This window comes from Ensifer sp. MJa1 (genome assembly GCF_037026475.1).
Lineage (GTDB): Bacteria > Pseudomonadota > Alphaproteobacteria > Rhizobiales > Rhizobiaceae > Ensifer.
In genome coordinates this window covers 50537-70910 of the sequence record NZ_JAKUMO010000012.1, presented here as the reverse complement: position 1 = coordinate 70910, position 20374 = coordinate 50537, and the positions used below count along the sequence as shown (strand labels likewise).

The 20374-nt window shown below is 60.0% G+C and carries 23 protein-coding genes; 15 read left to right on the top strand and 8 right to left on the bottom strand.

Going from position 1 to position 20374, the window contains the following annotated elements; translation table 11 throughout:
* Window positions 1-92: 92 nt before the first annotated feature.
* On the top strand, window positions 93-398 hold the full coding sequence (locus MKZ91_RS17315; protein WP_336172307.1) for a PilZ domain-containing protein: 306 nt from the start codon (window positions 93-95) through the stop codon (window positions 396-398).
* Between the two features lie 118 nt (window positions 399-516).
* Here the strand turns inward: MKZ91_RS17315 and MKZ91_RS17310 are convergent, their stop codons facing one another.
* Window positions 517-1332 (bottom strand): DUF2189 domain-containing protein, encoded by an 816-nt coding sequence (locus MKZ91_RS17310; protein ID WP_336172306.1) that lies wholly within the window; start codon window positions 1330-1332, stop codon window positions 517-519.
* Window positions 1333-1581: 249 nt separating this feature from the next.
* Here MKZ91_RS17310 and MKZ91_RS17305 point away from each other — a divergent pair, with 249 nt between their 5' ends.
* Both MKZ91_RS17305 and MKZ91_RS17300 read left to right on the top strand, forming a co-directional pair.
* Window positions 1582-2136: an RBBP9/YdeN family alpha/beta hydrolase gene (locus MKZ91_RS17305; protein ID WP_336172305.1), complete on the top strand. Its 555-nt coding sequence runs from the start codon at window positions 1582-1584 to the stop codon at window positions 2134-2136.
* Window positions 2137-2367: 231 nt separating this feature from the next.
* Window positions 2368-4842, top strand: a complete 2475-nt coding sequence (locus MKZ91_RS17300) for an EAL domain-containing protein (RefSeq protein WP_336172304.1) — start codon at window positions 2368-2370, stop codon at window positions 4840-4842.
* Window positions 4843-4893: 51 nt separating this feature from the next.
* Here the strand turns inward: MKZ91_RS17300 and MKZ91_RS17295 are convergent, their stop codons facing one another.
* Window positions 4894-5211, bottom strand: a complete 318-nt coding sequence (locus tag MKZ91_RS17295; RefSeq protein WP_336172303.1) for a DUF1476 domain-containing protein — start codon at window positions 5209-5211, stop codon at window positions 4894-4896.
* A gap of 226 nt (window positions 5212-5437) precedes the next feature.
* Between MKZ91_RS17295 and purC the strand changes: the two genes are divergently transcribed.
* Genes purC through MKZ91_RS17270 form a run of 5 tightly spaced genes read left to right on the top strand, consistent with a single transcriptional unit; the run spans window position 5438 to window position 8171 of the window.
* Entirely contained in the window at window positions 5438-6202 is a 765-nt protein-coding gene (gene purC, locus MKZ91_RS17290; protein WP_034794646.1) for a phosphoribosylaminoimidazolesuccinocarboxamide synthase, read from the top strand.
* An 18-nt stretch (window positions 6203-6220) separates the two neighbouring features.
* Window positions 6221-6463, top strand: coding sequence for a phosphoribosylformylglycinamidine synthase subunit PurS (gene purS, locus MKZ91_RS17285; RefSeq protein WP_034794427.1), 243 nt, complete (start codon window positions 6221-6223; stop codon window positions 6461-6463).
* A gap of 18 nt (window positions 6464-6481) precedes the next feature.
* A complete protein-coding gene (locus tag MKZ91_RS17280; RefSeq protein WP_336172302.1) occupies window positions 6482-7039 on the top strand; it encodes an RNA 2'-phosphotransferase in 558 nt (185 codons plus the stop codon).
* Window positions 7036-7707 (top strand): phosphoribosylformylglycinamidine synthase subunit PurQ, encoded by a 672-nt coding sequence (gene purQ, locus MKZ91_RS17275; RefSeq protein WP_336172301.1) that lies wholly within the window; start codon window positions 7036-7038, stop codon window positions 7705-7707. Before MKZ91_RS17280 ends, purQ begins: the two co-directional genes overlap by 4 nt.
* Before the next feature lie 56 nt (window positions 7708-7763).
* On the top strand, window positions 7764-8171 hold the full coding sequence (locus MKZ91_RS17270) for a hypothetical protein (RefSeq protein ID WP_336172300.1): 408 nt from the start codon (window positions 7764-7766) through the stop codon (window positions 8169-8171).
* A 109-nt stretch (window positions 8172-8280) separates the two neighbouring features.
* On the opposite strand, the gene MKZ91_RS17265 is transcribed toward MKZ91_RS17270, so the two are convergent.
* The 5 genes from MKZ91_RS17265 to MKZ91_RS17245 form a co-directional block, all read right to left on the bottom strand.
* The gene (locus MKZ91_RS17265) at window positions 8281-8586 is read right to left on the bottom strand and encodes a DUF1127 domain-containing protein (RefSeq protein WP_336172299.1); all 306 of its coding nucleotides are present in this window, start codon (window positions 8584-8586) and stop codon (window positions 8281-8283) included.
* Window positions 8587-10243: 1657 nt separating this feature from the next.
* Complete coding sequence (locus MKZ91_RS17260) at window positions 10244-11494, bottom strand: DUF3631 domain-containing protein (protein ID WP_336172298.1); 1251 nt, start codon at window positions 11492-11494, stop codon at window positions 10244-10246.
* 173 nt (window positions 11495-11667) lie between these two features.
* Window positions 11668-11880 carry a hypothetical protein gene (locus tag MKZ91_RS17255; protein WP_336172297.1) on the bottom strand — a complete coding sequence of 71 codons (213 nt, stop codon included), beginning with the start codon at window positions 11878-11880 and terminating at the stop codon, window positions 11668-11670.
* A complete protein-coding gene (locus tag MKZ91_RS17250; RefSeq protein WP_336172296.1) occupies window positions 11880-12128 on the bottom strand; it encodes a hypothetical protein in 249 nt (82 codons plus the stop codon). Before MKZ91_RS17250 ends, MKZ91_RS17255 begins: the two co-directional genes overlap by 1 nt.
* Window positions 12125-12406: a hypothetical protein gene (locus MKZ91_RS17245; RefSeq protein ID WP_336172295.1), complete on the bottom strand. Its 282-nt coding sequence runs from the start codon at window positions 12404-12406 to the stop codon at window positions 12125-12127. Before MKZ91_RS17245 ends, MKZ91_RS17250 begins: the two co-directional genes overlap by 4 nt.
* Before the next feature lie 156 nt (window positions 12407-12562).
* Here MKZ91_RS17245 and MKZ91_RS17240 point away from each other — a divergent pair, with 156 nt between their 5' ends.
* From MKZ91_RS17240 to MKZ91_RS17220, 5 genes are all read left to right on the top strand, one after another.
* On the top strand, window positions 12563-13351 hold the full coding sequence (locus tag MKZ91_RS17240; protein WP_336172294.1) for a hypothetical protein: 789 nt from the start codon (window positions 12563-12565) through the stop codon (window positions 13349-13351).
* Window positions 13352-13363: 12 nt separating this feature from the next.
* A complete protein-coding gene (locus tag MKZ91_RS17235) occupies window positions 13364-14302 on the top strand; it encodes a hypothetical protein (RefSeq protein ID WP_336172293.1) in 939 nt (312 codons plus the stop codon).
* Between the two features lie 5 nt (window positions 14303-14307).
* Window positions 14308-14745, top strand: coding sequence for a hypothetical protein (locus tag MKZ91_RS17230; protein WP_336172292.1), 438 nt, complete (start codon window positions 14308-14310; stop codon window positions 14743-14745).
* Window positions 14746-14952, top strand: coding sequence for a hypothetical protein (locus tag MKZ91_RS17225; protein WP_336172291.1), 207 nt, complete (start codon window positions 14746-14748; stop codon window positions 14950-14952).
* A 178-nt stretch (window positions 14953-15130) separates the two neighbouring features.
* The gene (locus tag MKZ91_RS17220) at window positions 15131-15442 is read left to right on the top strand and encodes a hypothetical protein (protein ID WP_336172290.1); all 312 of its coding nucleotides are present in this window, start codon (window positions 15131-15133) and stop codon (window positions 15440-15442) included.
* Between the two features lie 1311 nt (window positions 15443-16753).
* On the opposite strand, the gene MKZ91_RS17215 is transcribed toward MKZ91_RS17220, so the two are convergent.
* Entirely contained in the window at window positions 16754-18136 is a 1383-nt protein-coding gene (locus MKZ91_RS17215) for a tyrosine-type recombinase/integrase (protein WP_336172289.1), read from the bottom strand.
* A gap of 103 nt (window positions 18137-18239) precedes the next feature.
* Between MKZ91_RS17215 and MKZ91_RS17210 the strand changes: the two genes are divergently transcribed.
* Both MKZ91_RS17210 and MKZ91_RS17205 read left to right on the top strand, forming a co-directional pair.
* Window positions 18240-19658 (top strand): aminotransferase-like domain-containing protein, encoded by a 1419-nt coding sequence (locus MKZ91_RS17210; RefSeq protein ID WP_336172288.1) that lies wholly within the window; start codon window positions 18240-18242, stop codon window positions 19656-19658.
* 91 nt (window positions 19659-19749) lie between these two features.
* Complete coding sequence (locus MKZ91_RS17205; protein ID WP_336172287.1) at window positions 19750-20331, top strand: acyloxyacyl hydrolase; 582 nt, start codon at window positions 19750-19752, stop codon at window positions 20329-20331.
* The last annotated feature ends 43 nt before the right edge of the window (window positions 20332-20374 follow it).

Here is a 20374-nt window from a genome sequence, read left to right as displayed (position 1 = left end):
GCACATCGCTCAAATGCGGGCATTTGTTTTAGCCCGAAATTCAGTCATTCCGTGTGATGGTGCTGGCTCGTCAATCCAGGCGCGAGGATCACATGGCCTATAAGGACAGTACTGAGCGTGCCGCACCACGCACACAGACCAAAATAACTGGCACGGTGAGTTGCAAGACCGGGACCAGCAACGGCGTCGTCAAGGACCTTTCGAACGAAGGGATCTGTTTCCAGCTGTTTTTCGACATCGGCGCCAAGACCGGACAGGAGGTGACGATCAGGAGCGAAGAACTGGGTTTCCTGACCGGCATGGTCCGCTGGTACCGCGGCGACAGGATCGGCATCAAGCTCAAGCTGTCTTCCAACACCGCGGCCCAGATCTCGTCCTACTACAAGTTCTTCCGCTAGATCGTTGGCCGGAGGATATCCAAGCTCAAAAGCGCCGCGCGTCGATCGACGCGCGGCGCTTTTCATGTTCGCAGAAGGGACCGGCCCCCCGCGCGGTCGCGCCAGGAACCGTCCGAAGTTACCGTGAGCGGGCGCGCGGACCCGGCTCGACCATCTTGCGATAGAGGTGCCAGGTCGAATGGCCAAGGATCGGCATGATGACCGCGAGACCGACGAAGACGGGTATCGAGCCGATCACCAGGCCAGCGGCAACGATGAAACCCCAGGCCGCGACGGGCACTGGATTGACCAGGGTGGCGCGGATCGAGGTTTCAACTGCGGCAACGGCTCCGACGTCCCGATCGATCATGAGGGGGAACGATACGACGGTGGTCGCAAGCACCACCACGGCAAAGACGAAGCCGACGGCGTTGCCGACGAGGATCAGGTTCCAGCCCTGCTCGGTGCCGATGATGCCATTCCAGAAGGCGGCGATCGAAGCCGGCGGTTCGGCGCCGAAGATCTGCACGTAGAGCGCTTGCGCGACCAGCAGCCAGGCAATGAAGACCACGAAGAGCATGAGCGCAACGGCCATGATCGACGGCAATGCAGGCGAGCGATGCAGCCGCAGGGCGTGCGGCCAGGAATAATCCATCCCAAGTTCACGCCGTCGACTGATCTCATAAAGGCCGATTGCGGCCACCGGGCCGACCAGGGCAAAGCCGGAAACCAGCGGATAAAGCAGCGGCAACATGTTCGCCCCCGCGCTCCAGGTGATCAGCACGGCGCCGGCTATCGGATAAATCAGGCACAGAAAAACGTAATGCGACGGCTTTTCACGAAAATCGTCGATCCCGAGGCGCAACGCATCGAACACGTCCGAGACGGCGATCTTCTTTATTCCGGGGTGGGCGACACTCGCGTCCGCTCCCGACAGAACATGGAATGTTGTCATGGCTCACACTCCTCAACGAACCAGAGCGGCCACGGAACACCGATGCGACAAAACCAAGCCGCACCAACCGCGACCGTCATCCCGATTATACAGAAAATGATGACGCTGTCGCCTTCCCCGTGGATCATCAAACTGTTGCCGATCTAGGGGTGTACCTCAAAGCACATCGATGACCACAGCTTGTCTTGAAGGGCGCGTAGCACTGTAGATCTTGACTTCGGCGTCTTTCGGCGCCACATCGCGGCCACTATGAAAGTTTCCGACGCCCATATCCTCATCGTTCCCGGTTACACCAACTCCGGACCGGAGCACTGGCAGACCCGCTGGGAGCGGAAGATGTCGACCGCACGCCGCGTCGAGCAGGCGGAGTGGGCAAAGCCCGTGCGCGAGGACTGGGTGGCGCGCATGGTCGAAGAGGTCAACGCGGCGGAAAAGCCCGTGGTCATCGTCGCCCATTCGCTTGGCGTCGCAACGGCGCTCCACGCCCTGCCCTATTGCCAGAAGCCGATCGCCGGCGCCTTCCTGGTTGCCCCTCCGGACGTGGCCAATCCGACGATCCGTCCGAAGCATCTGATGACCTTCGGCCCCTACCCGCGCGATCCCTTGCCGTTCCCGTCGCTGATGGTCGCAAGCCGCAACGACCCGTTCGGCTCCTACGAGCATGCGGACGAGATGGCCAATGCCTGGGGCTCGCTGCTGGTCGATGCCGGCGAATCCGGGCACATCAACACCGAATCCGGCCACGGACCCTGGCCGGAGGGCACGATGGTCTTCGCCCAGTTCCTGAGCCGCCTGAAACCCTGAGGCATCATTCCATCCGGCTGATGTCCATTAATCCGACGTTCATTGTCGGCGGTCATCATCAAACGGCTGACTCGACGCTCGTCCTCAGGGGCGAAGCGCTGTCAAACCTTGCGAGCCGCTGTCCGGACCCTATCGGGGCGGGTGCGGCCGCAAACGCTGGACAAGGGATACGTGGCCGTAAACGAACGTCTTACCAAAGGTGCGCCTCGCGCACCGGCGAACTCGGATGCTGTGACGCCGGCCACCCTGGAGCGGTTGCCTGCCGGTGCGATCGTCGTTGATGGCCGTGAACGGATCATTGCGGCCAACGGCCGTGCGGCGGATCTCCTTGAACGAACGCCCGCCTCGCTTGCAAAGGCGCTCCTGCGGGACATCGTGCAACCCGATGACCGGCTCCTGCTTCCGCCGTTCAACAGTCTTGTGTCCCTTTCCGCCGCGCCTGCGACTGTCCGCTTCGAGAGTAGCTCGGGGCCCCTGGTGTTGCTCGTCTCCTGGCAACCCGCGCGTTTTTCAGAACAGGACGCCTGGCTCCTGTTGATGATGCCGGTCGATGATCTCATCAACGAGATCGCCGGACTGCGCAACGACGAGACGCGCTGGAAATACGCACTTGAAAGCGCGCTCGAAGGCGTGTGGGACCACGACTTCGAAACCGGCAACCTGTTTTATTCTGGTACCTGGAAGCGGCTTCGCGGCCTGGCCGACGACGCCGAGGTCGACGGTTCGCTGGAGACCTGGATCCAGAACGTCCACCCGGACGACCATGCGCATGTGCGCGCGGCAATCGAACGGCAGGATTCCGGCGAAGCCGTCTTCAACACCTTCGAGTATCGCGAGCGCCATGCCGACGGCCACTGGATCTGGATCGAGAGCCGGGGGGCGGCGGTCGCCTATTGGCCCGATGGCAGGCCCAGCCGCATCATCGGCACCGATACGGATATCACCGCCCGCAAGGAGGCGGAGGCGCGGCTCGAGGAAGTCTCGCGCCGCCTGCGCCTTGCGCTTGGCGTTTCGAAAATCGGCGTGTTCGATTTCAATCTCGACGCCGAGCGCGACGACTGGGACGACCGCATGTTCGAAATCTACGGTCTCGATCCCAGTGACGGGCCGCCAAGTTCCGAAACCTGGGAGAGCACGCTGCACCCGGAAGACCGTGCCAGGGTCATCGCACGGACCAACGAAGGCATCGCGTCGGGCAAGCCCTACGGCAATGCCTTCCGGATCGTGCGGCCGGACGGTGAGATCCGGCATATCCGCTCGAATGCCGCCACCTATATCGACCATCTGGGAACACGCAAGCTCATCGGTGCCAACTGGGACGTCACCGAAGACATCGCCTTGCAGGAGGACCTGCGCCAGGCCCAGGCCTCGGCTGAGGCACGCAACCGCGAACTCGAGCAGGTGCGCATCCGGATCGAGTACAATGCGCTGCACGACTATCTGACGGACCTGCCCAACCGGCGCTACCTGGACCAGATGCTTGCTGAAAACGTCGCGGTCAACGCCATCCTGCATATCGACCTCGATCGCTTCAAGCAGATCAACGATACACTCGGGCATCAGGCGGGCGACGCCATGCTGACACAGGCCGCTGCCATCCTTCGCGCCCACGCCCGTCATGACGATTTCATCGCTCGTATCGGCGGCGACGAGTTCGTCATACTCTGCCGCAGGGGGCGCAACCTGCCGCAGCTCTCCGAGCTTGCCGAACGGATCGTCCATGCCTTCCGTCGTCCGATTCCCCATGACGGCCAATTGTGCCGGCTCGGGGCGAGCATCGGCATTGCCTGGAAGGGCCACGAGGACGTCGACGCCAAGCAACTCCTGATGAATGCCGATATTGCGCTCTATCGCGCAAAGAGCCTGGGCCGGGATCGGGTCGAGGTCTTTTCCGAACAGATTCAAACACAGATCCTGACCGCCAAGCGGACCGGTGACGACATCCGCCAGGCGATCGAGGAAGGGCAATTCACCGTCTACTATCAGCCGCAGTTCGACGCGAAGTCGTTGGCGATTACCGGCGTCGAGGCGCTGGTGCGGTGGAACCATCCCGAACGAGGCGTGCTCGCTCCCATTCATTTCCTCAGGATTGCCGAGGAAATCAACGTGCTGCCGGCGATCGACAGGAAGGTCGTTGAACTCGCCTATTCCGACTTTCATGCCTGGCAGAAAGCGGGCCTCGGCGTCCCCAAGATCTCCGTCAACATGTCGTCACCACGCCTGCGCGATCCGGGCCTCATTTCGGACCTGCGCGAGATGCGGATAGCTAAAGGTGTGCTCTCGTTCGAACTGCTCGAATCGATCTTCCTCGACGATCCGGAAGACGAGATTGCCGGAACCATCTCCGCTCTTGGCGATCTCGGCATTGAAATCGAGATCGACGACTTCGGCACCGGACACGCTTCGATCATCGGCCTGCTCAACCTCAATCCGGCTCGGCTCAAGATCGACAGGGCGCTTGTCGGTCCGATCACCGAAAGTGCAAAGCAGGCCAAGCTGGTGCGCGCAATCATCGACATCGGACACTCGCTCAATATCAAGGTCGTCGGCGAAGGCGTCGAGACCTGGGACCATGCCGCCATGCTGCGGGATCTTGGATGCGATGTATTGCAGGGCTATGCGCTTGCCCGGCCGATGGACCGCCTGGAGCTCGAGCGGCGGCTAGAGCGTGGATGGAGGCCGGTTTTCGGCGATGCGCAGACGTGAAAACGCCCGGCACGGTGGCCGGGCGCGAATGGTTGGCGCGGGGCCTGTCGGTCAGTTGCTCTGGATCTGCTGAACCGCTTCGGCGAGGAACTCGAGCATCCGTTTGCGGATCTGCTCTTCCGTCTGCGCAACGCCGGCGGCGTCGAAATCCGCCTTGAGCTTGCGCACCACCTCTTCGTGACCGGCTTGCTTGAAATCGGCAGCCAGCACTTCGTTCGCGTAGGCTTCCGCATCGGCCTTGCCGAGCAGGCCGGCCGCCCAGAGGCCGAGAAGCTTGTCGCGGCGCGCTTCGGCCTTGAACCTCAGCTCTTCGTCGAGCGCAAACTTCGCCTCGAAGGCCCTTTCGCGATCCTGCATCGTCGTCATCAACTGACCTCCCTAAGAATTCCTTCCCGACAACAGTTATCGCCACAACCAAATCGGAGGTCAAACCGAAATGCGAGGTTTTCCGGTTTGATGACTTTCATGTTACCCTATGTAAATCAGGGGATGGGAAGATGCGCCGATTGTGAAATCCGATCTTTTCAGCTAAGGACCCGCTAGAGATATCCAATTGCGCGACCCAAGCGCGCCAACAAGCACAGAGACAACATCCATGAATCGTCGCCGCCGTATCTACGAAGGCAAGGCTAAGATCCTCTATGAGGGACCGGAGCCGGGCACGCTGATCCAGTTTTTCAAGGATGACGCGACCGCCTTCAACAAGAAAAAGCATGACGTTATCGACGGCAAGGGCGTGCTGAACAACCGGATCTCCGAGTATATCTTCACGCATCTCAACAAGATCGGCATCCCCACGCACTTCATCCGCCGCCTCAACATGCGCGAGCAGTTGATCAAGGAAGTCGAGATCATTCCGCTCGAGATCGTCGTGCGTAACGTTGCCGCCGGCTCGCTCGCCAAGCGCCTCGGCATCGAGGAAGGCACTGTCCTTCCCCGCTCGATCATCGAGTTCTACTACAAGGCCGACGCGCTCGAAGACCCGATGGTCTCCGAGGAGCACATCACCGCGTTTGGCTGGGCAAGCCCGCAGGAACTCGATGACATCATGGCGCTTGCCATCCGCATCAACGACTTCCTTTCCGGTCTGTTCCTCGGCGTCGGCATCCAGCTCGTCGATTTCAAGATCGAATGCGGCCGGCTGTTTGAGGGCGACATGATGCGCATCGTGCTCGCCGACGAAATCTCGCCGGACAGCTGCCGTCTGTGGGACATCGAGACGCGCGAGAAGCTCGACAAGGACCGTTTCCGCCGCGACCTCGGTGGCCTCGTTGAGGCCTACCAGGAAGTCGCCCGCCGTCTCGGCATCATGAACGAGAACGAGCCGGTGCGTGGCACCGGTCCCGTTCTGGTGAAATAACCTCGGGGAAATCTAGAAGTGATCAAGGCACGTGTAACCGTGACGCTGAAGAACGGCGTTCTCGATCCGCAGGGCAAGGCAATCGAAGGCGCGCTCGGCGCGCTTGGCTTCGATGGCATCGGCCAGGTTCGCCAGGGCAAGGTCTTCGACCTGCAGATCGAATCTGCAGACAAGGCCAAGGCCGAGGAAGACCTCAAGGCCATGTGCGAAAAGCTGCTCGCCAATACGGTGATCGAGAACTACAGCATCTCGTTCGCCTGATCGGTCGAGGCAGGGCCGATGTCGGCTGAAGATCGGGATACGGCTGTATCGAAGTTCATGAGCTACGTTCTGCGGCATGCGCCGCAGGAAGCGGGCCTGGAAATCGACAGTCAGGGCTGGGTCGCCTTTTCCGACCTGGCCACGGCCGTAAGCGCGCGCTTCGATGTCGGCAAGGATGAACTGCTGCGGATCGTCGATGAGAGCCCGAAGAAACGCTTCACCCTTTCGGGAGAGCGGATCAGGGCCGCCCAGGGGCACAGCGTCGCCGTCGATGTGGGGCTTGCCCCGCAGATGCCGCCGAAAACGCTGTATCACGGGACGCAGGCGGACAAGATTGCCGCGATCATGGTGGCCGGCCTTTTGAAGATGGAACGTCAGCATGTCCATCTTTCGATCGATCCGGAGACGGCGAAAACCGTTGCCAGGCGTCGCCGTGGCCAGTCGGCGATCCTGAAAATAGATGCCGAGCGCATGCATTCGGACGGCGGGGTATTCTTCCTGTCGGAAAACGGTGTATGGCTCACCGAAACTGTAAAGCCAGATTACATCTCGCCGCTAACGGAGACAGAGATATGAAGTCAGCCGTCGTCCAGCTTCCGGGCCTCAACCGTGACCGCGACATGATCGCGGCCCTCACCAAGATTTCCGGCAAGGCGCCCGTCACCGTCTGGCAGACGGAAACGGACATCCCTGATGTCGACCTGATCGTCATCCCCGGCGGCTTTTCCTATGGCGACTATCTGCGCTGCGGCGCGATCGCGGCCCGCATGCCGGTGATGCAGGCGATCAAGGCCAAGGCGGAAAAGGGCGTCAAGGTTCTCGGTGTCTGCAACGGCTTCCAGATCCTCGTCGAAGCGGGGCTCCTGCCGGGCGCGCTGATGCGCAACGCCTCGCTGAAGTTCGTCTGCCGCGAGGTGAAGCTCGAGGTGGTCAATGCCGACACCGACTTCACCCGCGCCTACTCGAAGGGGCAGGTCATCCGCTCGCCGGTCGCGCACCACGACGGCAACTACTTCGCCGACGCGCAAACACTGAAGACGATCGAAGGCAACGGCCAGGTCGTGTTCCGCTATGCCGAAGGCACCAACCCGAACGGCTCGATGAACGACATTGCCGGCGTGATGAACGCTAAGGGCAACGTGCTCGGTATGATGCCGCATCCGGAAAACCTGATCGAAGCGGCGCATGGCGGCTCCGACGGCCGCGGCCTGTTTGCTTCCGCGCTCGAAGTAATCGCCGCTTAACCATCCGGCTGATAGAAGGCAGCCGACCCATCCCAAGATTGCGAGCGAGACCGTCGATGCCTTCATTTGCCCCTGCACGCCTAACCGGACTTGCCTGTGCGACGTTCGGCCTTGTGCTTCTCGCCTCGTGCCAGTCGCCCAAGCCGCCGGCCCCGAGTCCGAATACGGCGGCGCTGCCGACCATGGAGCGCGTCGCGCTCGGTGCCAACAGCTGCTGGTTCAAGTCGGGCGATCCGGACTTCAAGTCCTATCGCCTGGCGCCGGAGCTCAATTCCTTCTCCGGCCGCCCGCGCATCCTGATCGTACCGCGCAAGTCGCCGGAAGCGCGTCCGCTCGCGGTCGTCCAGGCCGAGGGCAACCCTGCCCGCCTGCAGGCCTTCGGGCCGCTGATGAGTGAGCCGACGGGCACCCGCATGGCCGCCGATATCAGGCGTTGGGCTGCCGGCGCACAGGGCTGCAAATAGGCCCACGCAATCGCGAACAGCATTCGACAGGCCGGCGCCTCCTGGGCGCCGGCCTTTGTCGTTGTGGCCTACTTGCTGGTGCATCCCAAGCTTGCTGCCGGGACGGCACCTATCGCCAGAACGGCACTTGCGATTCCTGGCGCGCGTCCTTCTCGCAAACTCCGATATCCCTGAGTTGCCAGTCGCTCATTTCGCCGAGCGCAAGCCGGCTGCGCCGCTTGGCTGCGAGCTCGCAATAAAACGTCCAGAGCCGCTTCAGAAGACTTTCGCGCTCCTGCGAATAGTCGTCACCAAACAATGCGGCGGCACATTCGGCAGACTTTGCTTCGGCGCGGGACAAACAAATTGTATCGATTGTACTCATTGATAACCCCAATGCAGCGATTGCTATCGTTGTGTCGGTGATAATTGACATATTTCGTGCTGTAATCTAAAGAATTGTCACTATGACAAATTATTGCATTCGGAAATGCTAATAACGTCAAAGATTTAAGGCGTTACCCGGAGTGAGGGTATACACGGGGTAGAGATTTTCCCGCTCAGAGCGTGTTCGGAGGGCCGATTTCCGGCCTGATTTTACCCTTGGGAAGCGCTTTTCACGGCCCCAAACAGCCCAGATCCGGCTCTTATGGCCACCTATTGGCGGGCCAAAACCTACGTGACAAGACAATGCAATCGTCACAATGGGTACAATTACACGGGATGGCTCGTTTCAAACTCAATCTGAGCGTCTAAAGCGCTTGAAAGATGTTGCCGTGCCCTGTCCTGCTCCTCTTGAGTTTTGGCCTCACCAAGTCGCCTACGGGCTTCTTCCACCTCCCCGGCATACATGCGGCGAAGCTGTTCTGTAATCATCTGTTGAGTGACCATTGGGGTTGTCTCCCTTCGCATCATTGCGGCTCAATACAGTCTCTCACGTCGTCCGGTTGCTTTTGCATCAAACGACTTAGCGTCCGGGCATCGTCCCGGCATGGACGATTGACCTTTGATGGTTGACCCGGCCACCGGCTTCGCCGGGTAGATGCGCGTGTAAGTCAGGACGTCTGAGGCCAGATCAAGGGCCGGGCTTCGCCCTCTCCGCGAGCAAGCTCGCTGCTACCCTTGACTGCCCCATCCGCCTGACAATATCGCATCATCACTCCCGGCTGAAGTCGTGTGGCCTCAGACGATCGACGCCCCCCGGACGGTGGACGATCAGACCCAACACCCGACTAGTCGGGGCGATTTGGCGGGCCGCTGAGAGGGCGTGCAAGTGAGCCGCCCCCATCCATCGTCACAGTGGCGGAAAACGCGTCAGCGTGACCCTGTGGCCCTCAGTGCTTCATCTTGTTCCCATCCCTTGTGATGGATTTCATAGACCCGGTTCATGTGCTCGGCGTCATCGTAGATTTGCCACTTACGGGTATCGGCCATGTCGGATATGTGCACGACGCCCGACCAAGGTAGCTTCACCCGTGAGCCACTCGAAAAATTCGACTACATAGTAACCATCGGACAATTCGTCAGTGATATGTCCCTGATATTCTAAGCGGTGCTTATTATGCTCTGTTTCCACAAAGGTGTGGAAAGCGCGGCCCACCAAACTATTGCGTTTCGGTTCGGGAATATTATCGGGATAGCTTGCCATGCTTTACGCCCTTTCTGCGGCCTCCTGCCGCCTGTTGTCCCCCTCTCCGGTCCGTGTCCCCCGTGTCGGTCCACATGTGGTTCGGCCCGTGTAGCGTTTCAATTTTCAAACCACTTGTGGCGGAGAGGACGGGGTGTGTGATCTTGTCACACTCCTCCTTAAAGTGGAGTCTATTACTCATGTTTCCTATATTAGGGAGTTACAGAGTACCCACTAACGTGTGTACCGTTGGTTGTATGGATGAATGAAGGGGCATAGGTAGGGAGAGAGCTATACATTTTTTAAAACATGGCAACATAGCAACAATCCTTATTTCTCAGGGTGTTCAGATGGAAACACGCACGGCAACAGATTGACAATAAAAGCGGCAACAAACACGAAAAAGGGGCCATGGTGGCCCCCTTATCTACAACCTAGGCGTAAGTTGCCTTTATTTCACCTCAAATCAAAGCCCCCTCCACGCTTGTTCGAACCACGCCCGGTCATAGCCGTGAACCACTTTATCGCCGAACCGAAGCTTTTTGTTCGGGATGGCATACGGTTTCAGCTTCGTCCTCAGGTATTTGCCGTCAGCGGTCACGTGTGGCGTGTCGCCGCCTACCGTGGGGGCCAGATCAACGCCCCGAGCCCTCAGGCTGCTGATTAGGTCGCTTGCCGTAATGCGATCGGTGGCCGCTTCGTCAAACGCGACGCGGATGGCCCGGAGCAACTTGCGCTCTTGTTCGTCCCTCTCGGCAGCCTCGTCATCCGGCCCTGAAATCAACAGGGCCAACTCACGTGCACGTTTCGGCCAACGGCCACCGGCCATGTCAGCGACCGCGATCATCATGCGCCACTTGTCCCGGTCGCGGCCAATGATGCCGTCTGACATCTCGACGTCGACTTGCGCGGTCCGCAGGCCGTCCAGTCCGGCTTTAACGATGGCCCCTATTTGCTTTGCCAGCCCCTCCAGCTGGGGCTTGTCCCGGCCAGATACCCATGATTGCGGCGGCATAGTGCCGGACCTGAGTTTCACCATGTGAACCATAAAGGCGCGATCTTGCAGAGCGGGCCACACCCAATCCACACCGATGCCGGCGACGGCAAACGTCGCGTCGATGCGGTGCGTGACGTTGACGTAATTGTCGTTCGTGCCCTTCTCGCTGACGATGCGCTTGCCGCCCTCTTCGAAAGCAGCGTTGAGCGTGTTTTTCATGTCATCGTGTCGCTTAAAATAGGTGTCGACCTCATCCAACAGCATCGTGGGCCGAACGCCGCCTTTGTTCGCCGCCTCAACGTGTCGGTACAGGGCGGGCGGCGTTATGCTTTCTTGCAAAAAGCTATTCGGTGTTAGAGCAGCGACCATTTTCAACACCGTCGACTTGCCGGAGCCAGGGCCAGATGACGTCAGGGCCAGAATAGGTCGGAAAGAGGCGACGGGTGCCGCGTGCGTGGCCGTGGCCCAGAGCGTGAGCAAATCGAGGTTGTCGGCGCTCATGAACAGCCGAGCTTCCATGAAGGCTCGGGCCTTGTCCATCAATGCGTCAAGGCGTGCGCCAGATGCAACAATTTGGCGTTTTGCCAAGTATTCATGGTGCCATGTGACTGGTATCTGAATAACATTGTCGGTGTTTATGCCGCGTTCCTTCAAGCGTTTCCAGAAAGTTCCGGCATCTTCAACCTTTGGCTCTTCGTCAGTATACTCAGGTTGTGTCATGTGAAGCTCCTATTGGTCTTCGAGTTTCGTATGGTCATTGCAGTCTCCAAATAATAAGCGGTCCTCTGTGGCCGCTTTCTTTTTTGTCCACCGTTCAGGATACGCCCTCACCCGGCATGTACTAGCCCCCAGATTTCGACGTCGAGATATTAGCGTGCTAATGGTTTGCCGGGTCATGGTCGTGTCCTGCCGCGCAGTTCCGTCCAAGTCTGAGCCTGCCACGTGATCCGCTTTTCGATGGCGAGTTGAGCTTCGAGGCGGTCACGTTCACGGCGCAGATACGCGTCAACGGCGGCCTTCTCGGCGGCGGTCCAGCCATCAACCTTGGACGAACCTGTGGCCAACTGCTCAACGAGTGCGGCCACATCGATCCGGGACCGGGCCATCACCATTCGCCCCGCTGGCTCAGCCCGTCATTACGGGTGAAGCGGTCCACGTAGGGCTGAAGGGCTGACTTCCATATGCGCTTGCGTTCGGCCCACTCCGGGTCGCCATCCTCTAGCGGGTCGTGCCACGGCCTTGCGGTCCGCAGCCGCATCTTTGCATCAGGGGCAACGGGGATTTTTGACCTACCGGCCAGATATGCCCGCTTGGATGGGCGGGAAGTGGCCTTTTCAGGATAGAACTCGGTCATAGCCCTGCCCTCCAATCAATCGAGGGATCAGCAGCCTCCAGCGCCCTCAGATACGCGTTCACGCGTTCGGGCCGTTGGTCTAGCAGCCACTTGAGAGCAAAAAACGCGTTGTAGTGGTGCCGTGGTGCACCGGCCTGTGTGTAAGTCGTGATGAGCACCGGGCCGACGTGCTGCTTGCTCAAAATCCATAGCCATTGGCGGCTGTAACCGCTGATCGACGCGAAAGCTTTGATCGATAGGCGGTGGTCGTTCAGTGGGTTGCTGGGTGGTTCGGTCATGATGGGCTCCTTTCAAGATCAGAAAAAGTCGTTTGACACGGCCTAGTTTACACCTTTGCTGATCCATCGTACAATGGGGGCCAGTCACAAGTCGACAATCATGTCAACTGAAATTTTCGACCGTGAGGCCGAATTGCTCAATTAGGAGATCAGAGGATGAGCACACGAAAGCAAAAGCGCGAAGCCGAACTGCTTCAACGGGCAAATGATGAATACGCAAAACAGCTGGCCGATATCGAAAATCAGGTGTCAGCCCTGCCCGCGTCTATCCTGCCGTCACGGTGGAACGAAGCCAGCCTGAGCGATGGGATTACGGCGTGGCAGGTCGCGAGCGGATTGATTGAGCCGGACCCGTCAGGGCGGCTGAGCGTCGGCAATCAAAACATGTTGTACAATTCCGCAGTCGAAGGCTTGCGGCGTTCGCGGGAACGCTGGCCCGAGGGCACGGTGTGGGGTGCTGATGGCCAAGCTTATCAACCCGGTGCTCTCGCCGGGACATGGGTCCCAGCCAAGCCGGTCATCAAGACGAGCGATGACGTTATTCGCGAGCAAGCTGCCAACGAGAGCTATGACAAGTTGTCTGGCCGCATCTGGAATTCGTATCGCCTGCAACACCCCTACGACGACCCGCGCGATGTTGAGGCCGCATTGCGGAGCTTGATGCAGCAAACCGGCGTCAGCGTCGGTGAGTTGGAACAGATGTACGACGACCCGGACGACCGAGCCGCTGCTTTTGAAACGCTCGCCAACGCGGTCGATGAAGTGGCCGGTCAGCGGCAGGCACGCGAGACACGGGCCGAAGTCGAAGCCTACGACCGCACCGACATGCTGGGTGGCGGTGCTGGCGGCAACTCATTCGCATCCACAGCACAGCCCAAAAGTCACAACGCACACGAACCCGGCTCACTGAGCGCAATGCTTCAGCGCATGCGGGACCAGGATTAGGAGTAAAGGAACGTGACCACAATCGTATACATTCGACCGCAGCCCGCACCGGGCCAATCGGCGGACCACATCACCAAGCAACAGCACGCAGCGGCTAACGCAGCTGGCATCCAAGCGGGCCTGCCCTCGCAAAGGGACGGCGACGGCCTCACCCTTCTAGCCCGGACCATGACGGAGCCCGCAGGCGGCGAAAAGACACTCCAGCAAATCCTATCGGCCCTTGGCCCTGACGATGCGTTCGTCACAGCCACGCTTGGAAGCCTCGGGACCACACCGACATCGCTCATTGTGAACGCATCCAAGCTCGTCGCAAGCGGCGCGAAGTTCGTCATCGCGGACCTTCCGTCTGGGCTCGACCTCAATCTCCTACGCGTGATCGCCGCTGCGTTCCGGCCCTTGGAAGAGCGGGCCTCTCGGCTCTCGGCTGAGGTCGATGCGATGTATGCGAGCCGCATCATGGAACGTCAGGAACATGAGCAGGAAGTCCGCAAGGCCTTGGTGAACTCAATGATGGCGAATGGTATCGACGTCGCATCCTTGCTCACAGGCGGCCACAAGCCCGCAGCAAAGGGCGATCCGATCCTAGGTAAGCAACTCAAGACCATCCGCGAAGAACTCGCCCTGTCGCCTGAGGAAGCTGGCAAGCTGGTCGTTAAGTTCGATCATGCAGCCCTGTCTAAGAGCGACGTGACAGGCATTGAGAGCGGGCGGATTGCCGACGTGGCCCTTGTCGACAGTTACACCGTCGCGTTGCGCGCGGCCAAGGCCAAAGCACGTGTCGCCCAGAAAATCGATGCGAAGATTTTCGAGGCGAAGGCCATCGAGCAACACGGGCAGCCCCTCACCGCAGGCGAAACGGCCACGATCGCCGCAAACGTCAAATCCAAATCCAAGTCCACAGCCAAACGCGGTGACCCGATCGCCGCAGCCACAACCCCAATTCAGGAGTGAATATTATGAGCACTACACAACCCGGCTACGTTGGTAAAATCGACCTCGACCGTGGCGTCACCATGAAACAATCCTACATCTCGGCCACTCGGGTCTACATGTACAAGGACGAGCCAGGTTCGTTCTACGATGACTTTGGGCGCTCGGTCAGTGAAGCCGTGGCAGCCGCAGCTGGCTTTGACGTCGTGGCCCTCGGACGGGTCAAGTTTTTGAGCGATAAGAAGGCACAATTCCAGGCTGAAATTGATGCCGCCCTCAAGGAGGCAGCTGGCTCGCTGACGGAAGAGGTCGTCGCCTCGTCAGAGACGGGCTTCACGATGTTGGGGCTCGGCGGCGGTCGATTTAAAATCGTTGACATCGACGGGACCATGATCTCGCCACGGCCCCTCAACAAGGAAGACGCTGACCGTCTGTTTGAACTCCTCACGCAGGAGGAGGCCTAAATGCGCTCGATCGACCGCAAGCTTCAGAAGGCCATCGACAACGCCGAGACAGCCGACGATCTGGCCGACGACCTGCTAGACCTGTTCGATGAGGCCGACGAAACCGACGCTGAAGCCGCAGCCCTTGCAATCGCCAAGCGCCTTCTAAACGCCGCTGACGAGGGCGACGACGATGACGATGACGCGTCCGGCCCTGAAGCAGCCTAGCGGCCAAAAGGCCCCGGCGTTTGTTTTCCTTTCTGCCGGGCCAAGGCTGACGGTGCTGGTCACATCGTTAGCCACGGTGGCCGGGGGGTCCGTCTCCTAGCTTTCCGGCCACCACCACCACCACCCACCCACGCATACACAGGCCGGTTTGTCCCGGCCCTTTGAGGAGGTCCCATCTATGGCCCATCTCACAAACGCCGAACGTCTGACCTCAACTCCAGTGTTGAGCGCCATAGCCGGATCGTCAGTGGTCAAGCTGCGTCAGCTTCCAGACGGTCGCCTCGTCCTCACATCCACGCTGATTGGGACACGTCAGGCTGAGATCGTCGGCGGCCCCTACCAACCCAACGCCAAGATGCGAGCGCTGGCCTTCAGCCGTTTCCACCAAGTCGTCAAAGCCAAGACCCCTCGCCGCCACTATGTGTACGACACGACGTCGACCGCCGACGCTCCACCTGCGTCCACGGCCAAGGCTCGCATGCAGCACTAGTCATATGCGTCCATGTTGGCGTGGCTCCGCCGACGTTGGCCAGCAAGGCCCCTTCGGAAAGAAAACCCTTATGGACATTGCGGCCAGAGACAAACGCTCGTCTGTGGCCGCGTATTTGCACCCGACTAGTCGTGTTAAGGATGTTAAGGGACTCAATGCCCTGTGACGCAAGGGTTTGGGGGCCTGAAAGTGGCCGGCAGACGCGCGCAGATTGACGTGGGCGGTCCCGGATGATCGCCCGGCCCTCATATGCTTCAGGCGGGACGTAGCGGAGCGTTCGGCGATGGGATGGACGCGTCACAGGGTCGAGGGCGAAGCCCGAGAGCGGTAGCGTGCCCTTGACGCTAGGCCAGCACAGCGGCGTCACTGGCTCCGCGTCCCGGCGAAGCCGGAGGGCCCACACCGACCCAAACGGCCAAAATCATAGCGTAAGAAATTTGGCGCATGGGCCATTCACGGCACAAGCGAAATACACAGCCAAAAAATCGTTATTGTTGTGCTACTTAGCCGCAGATTAACTCCAAGGGGCACGGCCCCGTCAGGGGCCACGGGTGCGCACCAAAGGCCCGGAAAACCGGGAAACTGTGGCCGGCCTCATGGCGCAAGGGCTTGGGGCATGTTTTGGGGCCTGTCACGTTTGGCTAAGCCATAGAAAACATTGAGGAATTTTGCTCGTGGCCGTTTCGGTATCAAAAAGGGGCCGCACAGAGGGGGAAAGTCGAACATTTTCAAATAGTTAGCGAAAAACGCCATTCTGGAGGCTGTTCAGTGTCCGTAAAGGGGGCCCAGTACCTCCCCCGCCACCGGGGCCCCTTTGGGGGGAAGCCCCGCCCCCTCCCGGCCCCGTCCACACCGGGCGACGACTACCCGGACACGGTGCCTTTTTTACCCGAGTGGCGCAGCAGGGTAAAACGAACGAGAAGCTAAATAATTGATATCACTAGATATACCTGCACCCGCCTATTTGACACATCGACAAATACACACCCGTGTCACGCCCCCGTCACGCTCCAATAACAACGGAGGACTTCGCGTGAGCTATGCGTCTAGCGCATGGTTTTATTGGGAGATATGCAAAGCGGACATGTGGTGGGGCCATTCCGCATTGACGTTAACGTCAATTGATCTAAATTACACAACACAGTCATATACTTACGACTAGATAAAACCGGCCCAATCACCGACCCGCCTGTATCTCTCTGCCGTGTCAGCTTCCACGCTGCCCTACGGGCCCGTCAATGACAAAGAAAAGGGCCGGTACGCCTACGCGCCCGACCCCATGAAACTCGCTGCACTGCCCGCTATGGCCCGTTAGGCGGTTATCTCGGCAAGGTACTGCCCCCATCGTTCAAGCGCTTCAATCCGCGCGTCGGTGAACTTGCTTTCCCGGTAAGCTTGGTCGCTATTCGATCCCACGGCGTGTTGCTGTATCGCCTTGGTCACATGCGGCAAAATGTGAAGTTCATTTTCCATGATATTGATGGCCGTGGCCTGTAGCCGTTTGTAAGTCCAAGGTTCAAGCGACGGCTTACCCGCCACGTGCGCGGCCTTGTTAGCCTTGGCATCTAGTTTGTCCTTCGGTCGCCAGTGCCGGTTCAATGGCCGCTTCTCGTTGCCACTAGGCTGGAACAGATAGCCGCTTGTCGTCGGCAGCTGGGCAATCAGCCACAGGGCCATTTCGCTCAACGGCACCATGTGATCGCCCATGCTCTCAACCTTCACGTCTGCCGCCTTGATGTGCCATTCCCGCTCCGCAAAATCGAACTGTCCATAGCGGGCGTCAAACGTCATTTCCGGGCGTTGGGCCGTGGTGAGGATCAACAGTGCCCCCAGCCCATACGGATCAGGATCAGCCATGACGGCCTGCCACAGGGCACGAATCTCCCACGGCTTGAGGAACCGGCTACCGGGCGTTTCGCGGTCCTGGGTCTTGCGCTTCAGCCCGGCAAACGGGTCCATGGTGACATAAGGCGTGCCGTTCGCCCCGTGCTCAGAGGCCCAGCTGCTGAAGATCTTGAGGGCGGAGCGGGTGCGGTTGCGGGAGACCTTCGGCATGCCGCTTAGGACGTCGTTAGCGTCGACCTTCGTAAGCACTGGCGTCCCGTCATAGCGGCTAAAGACCCTGCCCCGCCACCGGCCAAGCACGCCTTTGCCCGCGCCCCTTGGCTCCCAGCCGTCCATGCCGTCCGGCTTCAGGCCCAGCCAATAGGCCGTTTGCTCTTTGGTGGTCTCGCGGTTGGGCTGATACCACTGCATGAACTTCGTAAGTAGCTCCTCATACGTCCAACCGTCCGCCTTGGCGGCACGCTCCATATCGGTCGTGCCAGCTTTTAGTTCTTTGACGGCCATGGCCGGGTCGACCTTGCGCTTCAGCATCTTGCGGCAGACTTGCGCCAGTTCCTTCGCCCCGTCGAGGTCGAGCGGTTCACCAAAAACAGGCTCTACGATCGGTTGGGGGACATTCACATCAATGCTGCCCACCGTCAGGCTGAGGGGGCCGAGCGTGAGCTTGGTCGGCTTGTGGGTCACAGGGGAACGGTAACGATAAGCCCACGATTGATTGACACTGCCTTGCTTGTTCGGGGGCTGAGATATTACATACAAACCGGGACAATCCTTTATTCGTGTCTCGTCACGCTTACCGGATTGTCTCGCAAGCTTGGCACCTTCGATCGCTGCTTTCGATACGGTCATGGTCCCGGCCTCCTCGGGGTAAGATTGGGGTAAACAAATCTACCATTATGTGAGGCTGAAAGCACGGTAAAATAAGGGTTCTTGTGGAATTTTATCTGACACTATGACAAATTGGCTCCCAGACATTCAGCAGGGTCACGGTCCGCTCTATGCGCGGATCGCCGATCAGATCGAACAGGCAATCGGCAACGGCGCCCTGCCCGTTGGCGCGAAATTGCCCCCGCAACGCAATCTCGCCTATGATATCGGCGTGACAATTGGCACGATCGGTCGGGCCTACAATATTGTTCGCGAACGCGGTCTGGTGAGTGGCGAGGTTGGACGCGGTACCTACGTGCTCGATCATCCCGAAAGCCGGCCGCCGGAACAATCCGATCCCCTGACCACCTCCCTCGCCGGCACCCGTCCCCTTGTCGCGCCAGCCGGCAAGTTGCGGTTCGACAGCACCGCGGCACCGGATATTGGCCAGGGTACGGTCTTGAGCGAGTTGTTGGGCGAGATCAGCCAGGATCACCATGCCGACATTGCGAGCTATGCCCGCAACTTTCCGGACCATTGGTTCGAGGCCGGGTGCCAGTGGCTGGCGCGCGGCGGCTTTCGCCCTAAACCGGAAAACATCGTGCCGACGCTCGGCGCCCACGCCGCCGTCGTTGCCGTCATTGCCGCGGTGACGGCGCCGGGCGATCGCATTGCCTTCGAGACGCTCACTTACTCGCAGGTGAGCCGCAGCGCCGGTCTCATTGGGCGGCGCACGACACTTGTCGAAACGGACGAGTTCGGCATGATCCCCGAGGACTTTGAGCGTGTTTGCGCCCAGCAACACCCGAAACTCGCCTTCGTGATGCCGAGCGCCCACAATCCGACCGTCGCGATCATGCCGCTTGCTCGTCGCCAGGCGATTGCCGACATTGCCCGCAAATACGGCGTTTGGCTGGTCGAGGACGACCTCTATGGCGCCATGACCGGCGACCAGACGCCGCCCTTGGCCGAGCTTGCGCCCGAACGCACCTTTCTGGTCGGCGGTCTCTCGAAGTCGGTCGCCGCCGGCGTTCGCGGCGGCTGGGTCGCCTGCCCGCCCCATTTCAGCCAGCGCATTCGCATCTCCCACAAGATGGTGAGCGGCGGCCTGCCCTTCATCCTGGCCGAGCTTTGCGCCCGGCTCGTGCTCTCCGGTTCAGCGACGATCCTGCGCGCCAAGGGTATCGAAGAGGTACGCGCCCGCGAGGCCATGGCGCGCGAAGTCTTCGAGGGCATCGAGTTTACCTCGCACCCCTCAATTCCCTTCCTCTGGATGAAGCTGCCCGACCCCTGGCTGTCGGGCACCTTCAAGCAGGCAGCATTGCAGGAGGGTGTGCTCGTCGATGACGAAGACGAGTTCAAGGCCGGCCGCACCGACCGTGTCTTCCACCGTATCCGTATCGGTTTCTCCTCGCCCCGCGATCGTGCAGAGGTAAGGGGCGGCTTCCAGACGCTGAAGCGGCTGCTCGACAGCGGGCGCACCGGCTACGACAGTTTCGAGTGACGAACGAGATCCGCGGGGTGACTTTCGCTCAAGGCTACGCATCATACTTCTTTAGCAGTCTTGCGTATTTGATTCGCTTCAATGATTCCGCATGCCGCTATCGTCCTGCCCCGCCTCGACGCGTCGCATCGCATCTCTCCTTGTTGTCACGACCACGTTGACTGCCGCCGCCCCGGCGCTTGCCGCGGATGGCCTTTTCGACGAAATGCGTTTCGGTGTGACGACGTCGATCGCCAGCGGCGACAAGCAGGAAGACGGCGTGTTTCCATCGTTCACCGTCTATTTCGACCCGCTCGATGCCGATGGCGCGGCGGATCTTGGCGAGAAGCTGCTGCGTCCACGTATCTACACCGGCGCTGCAGTTGCGACGTCGTCCAACGGCGTCAATCAGGCTTACGGGGGCTTGAGCTGGACCTTCGACATGACCAAGCGCCTCTTCGTCGAGTTCGGCGCCGGCGGCACGGTTCATGACGGCGACCTCGACGATCCTGATGGCGACGGTCCGCAGCTTGGCTGCCGCTTCCTGTTCCGTGAATATGCCGCCGCAGGTGTTCGCCTCGACGACCATTGGAACGTCTCGGCCACTGTCGAACACGCATCGCATGCCAATCTCTGCGACGGTCCGAACAGCGGCCTGACGTGTGCGGGCCTCGCGCTCGGCTACAAGTTCTGACGAAGGCCGACGCACCGGCCTTTCGCAAATCCTCATGCGGGCA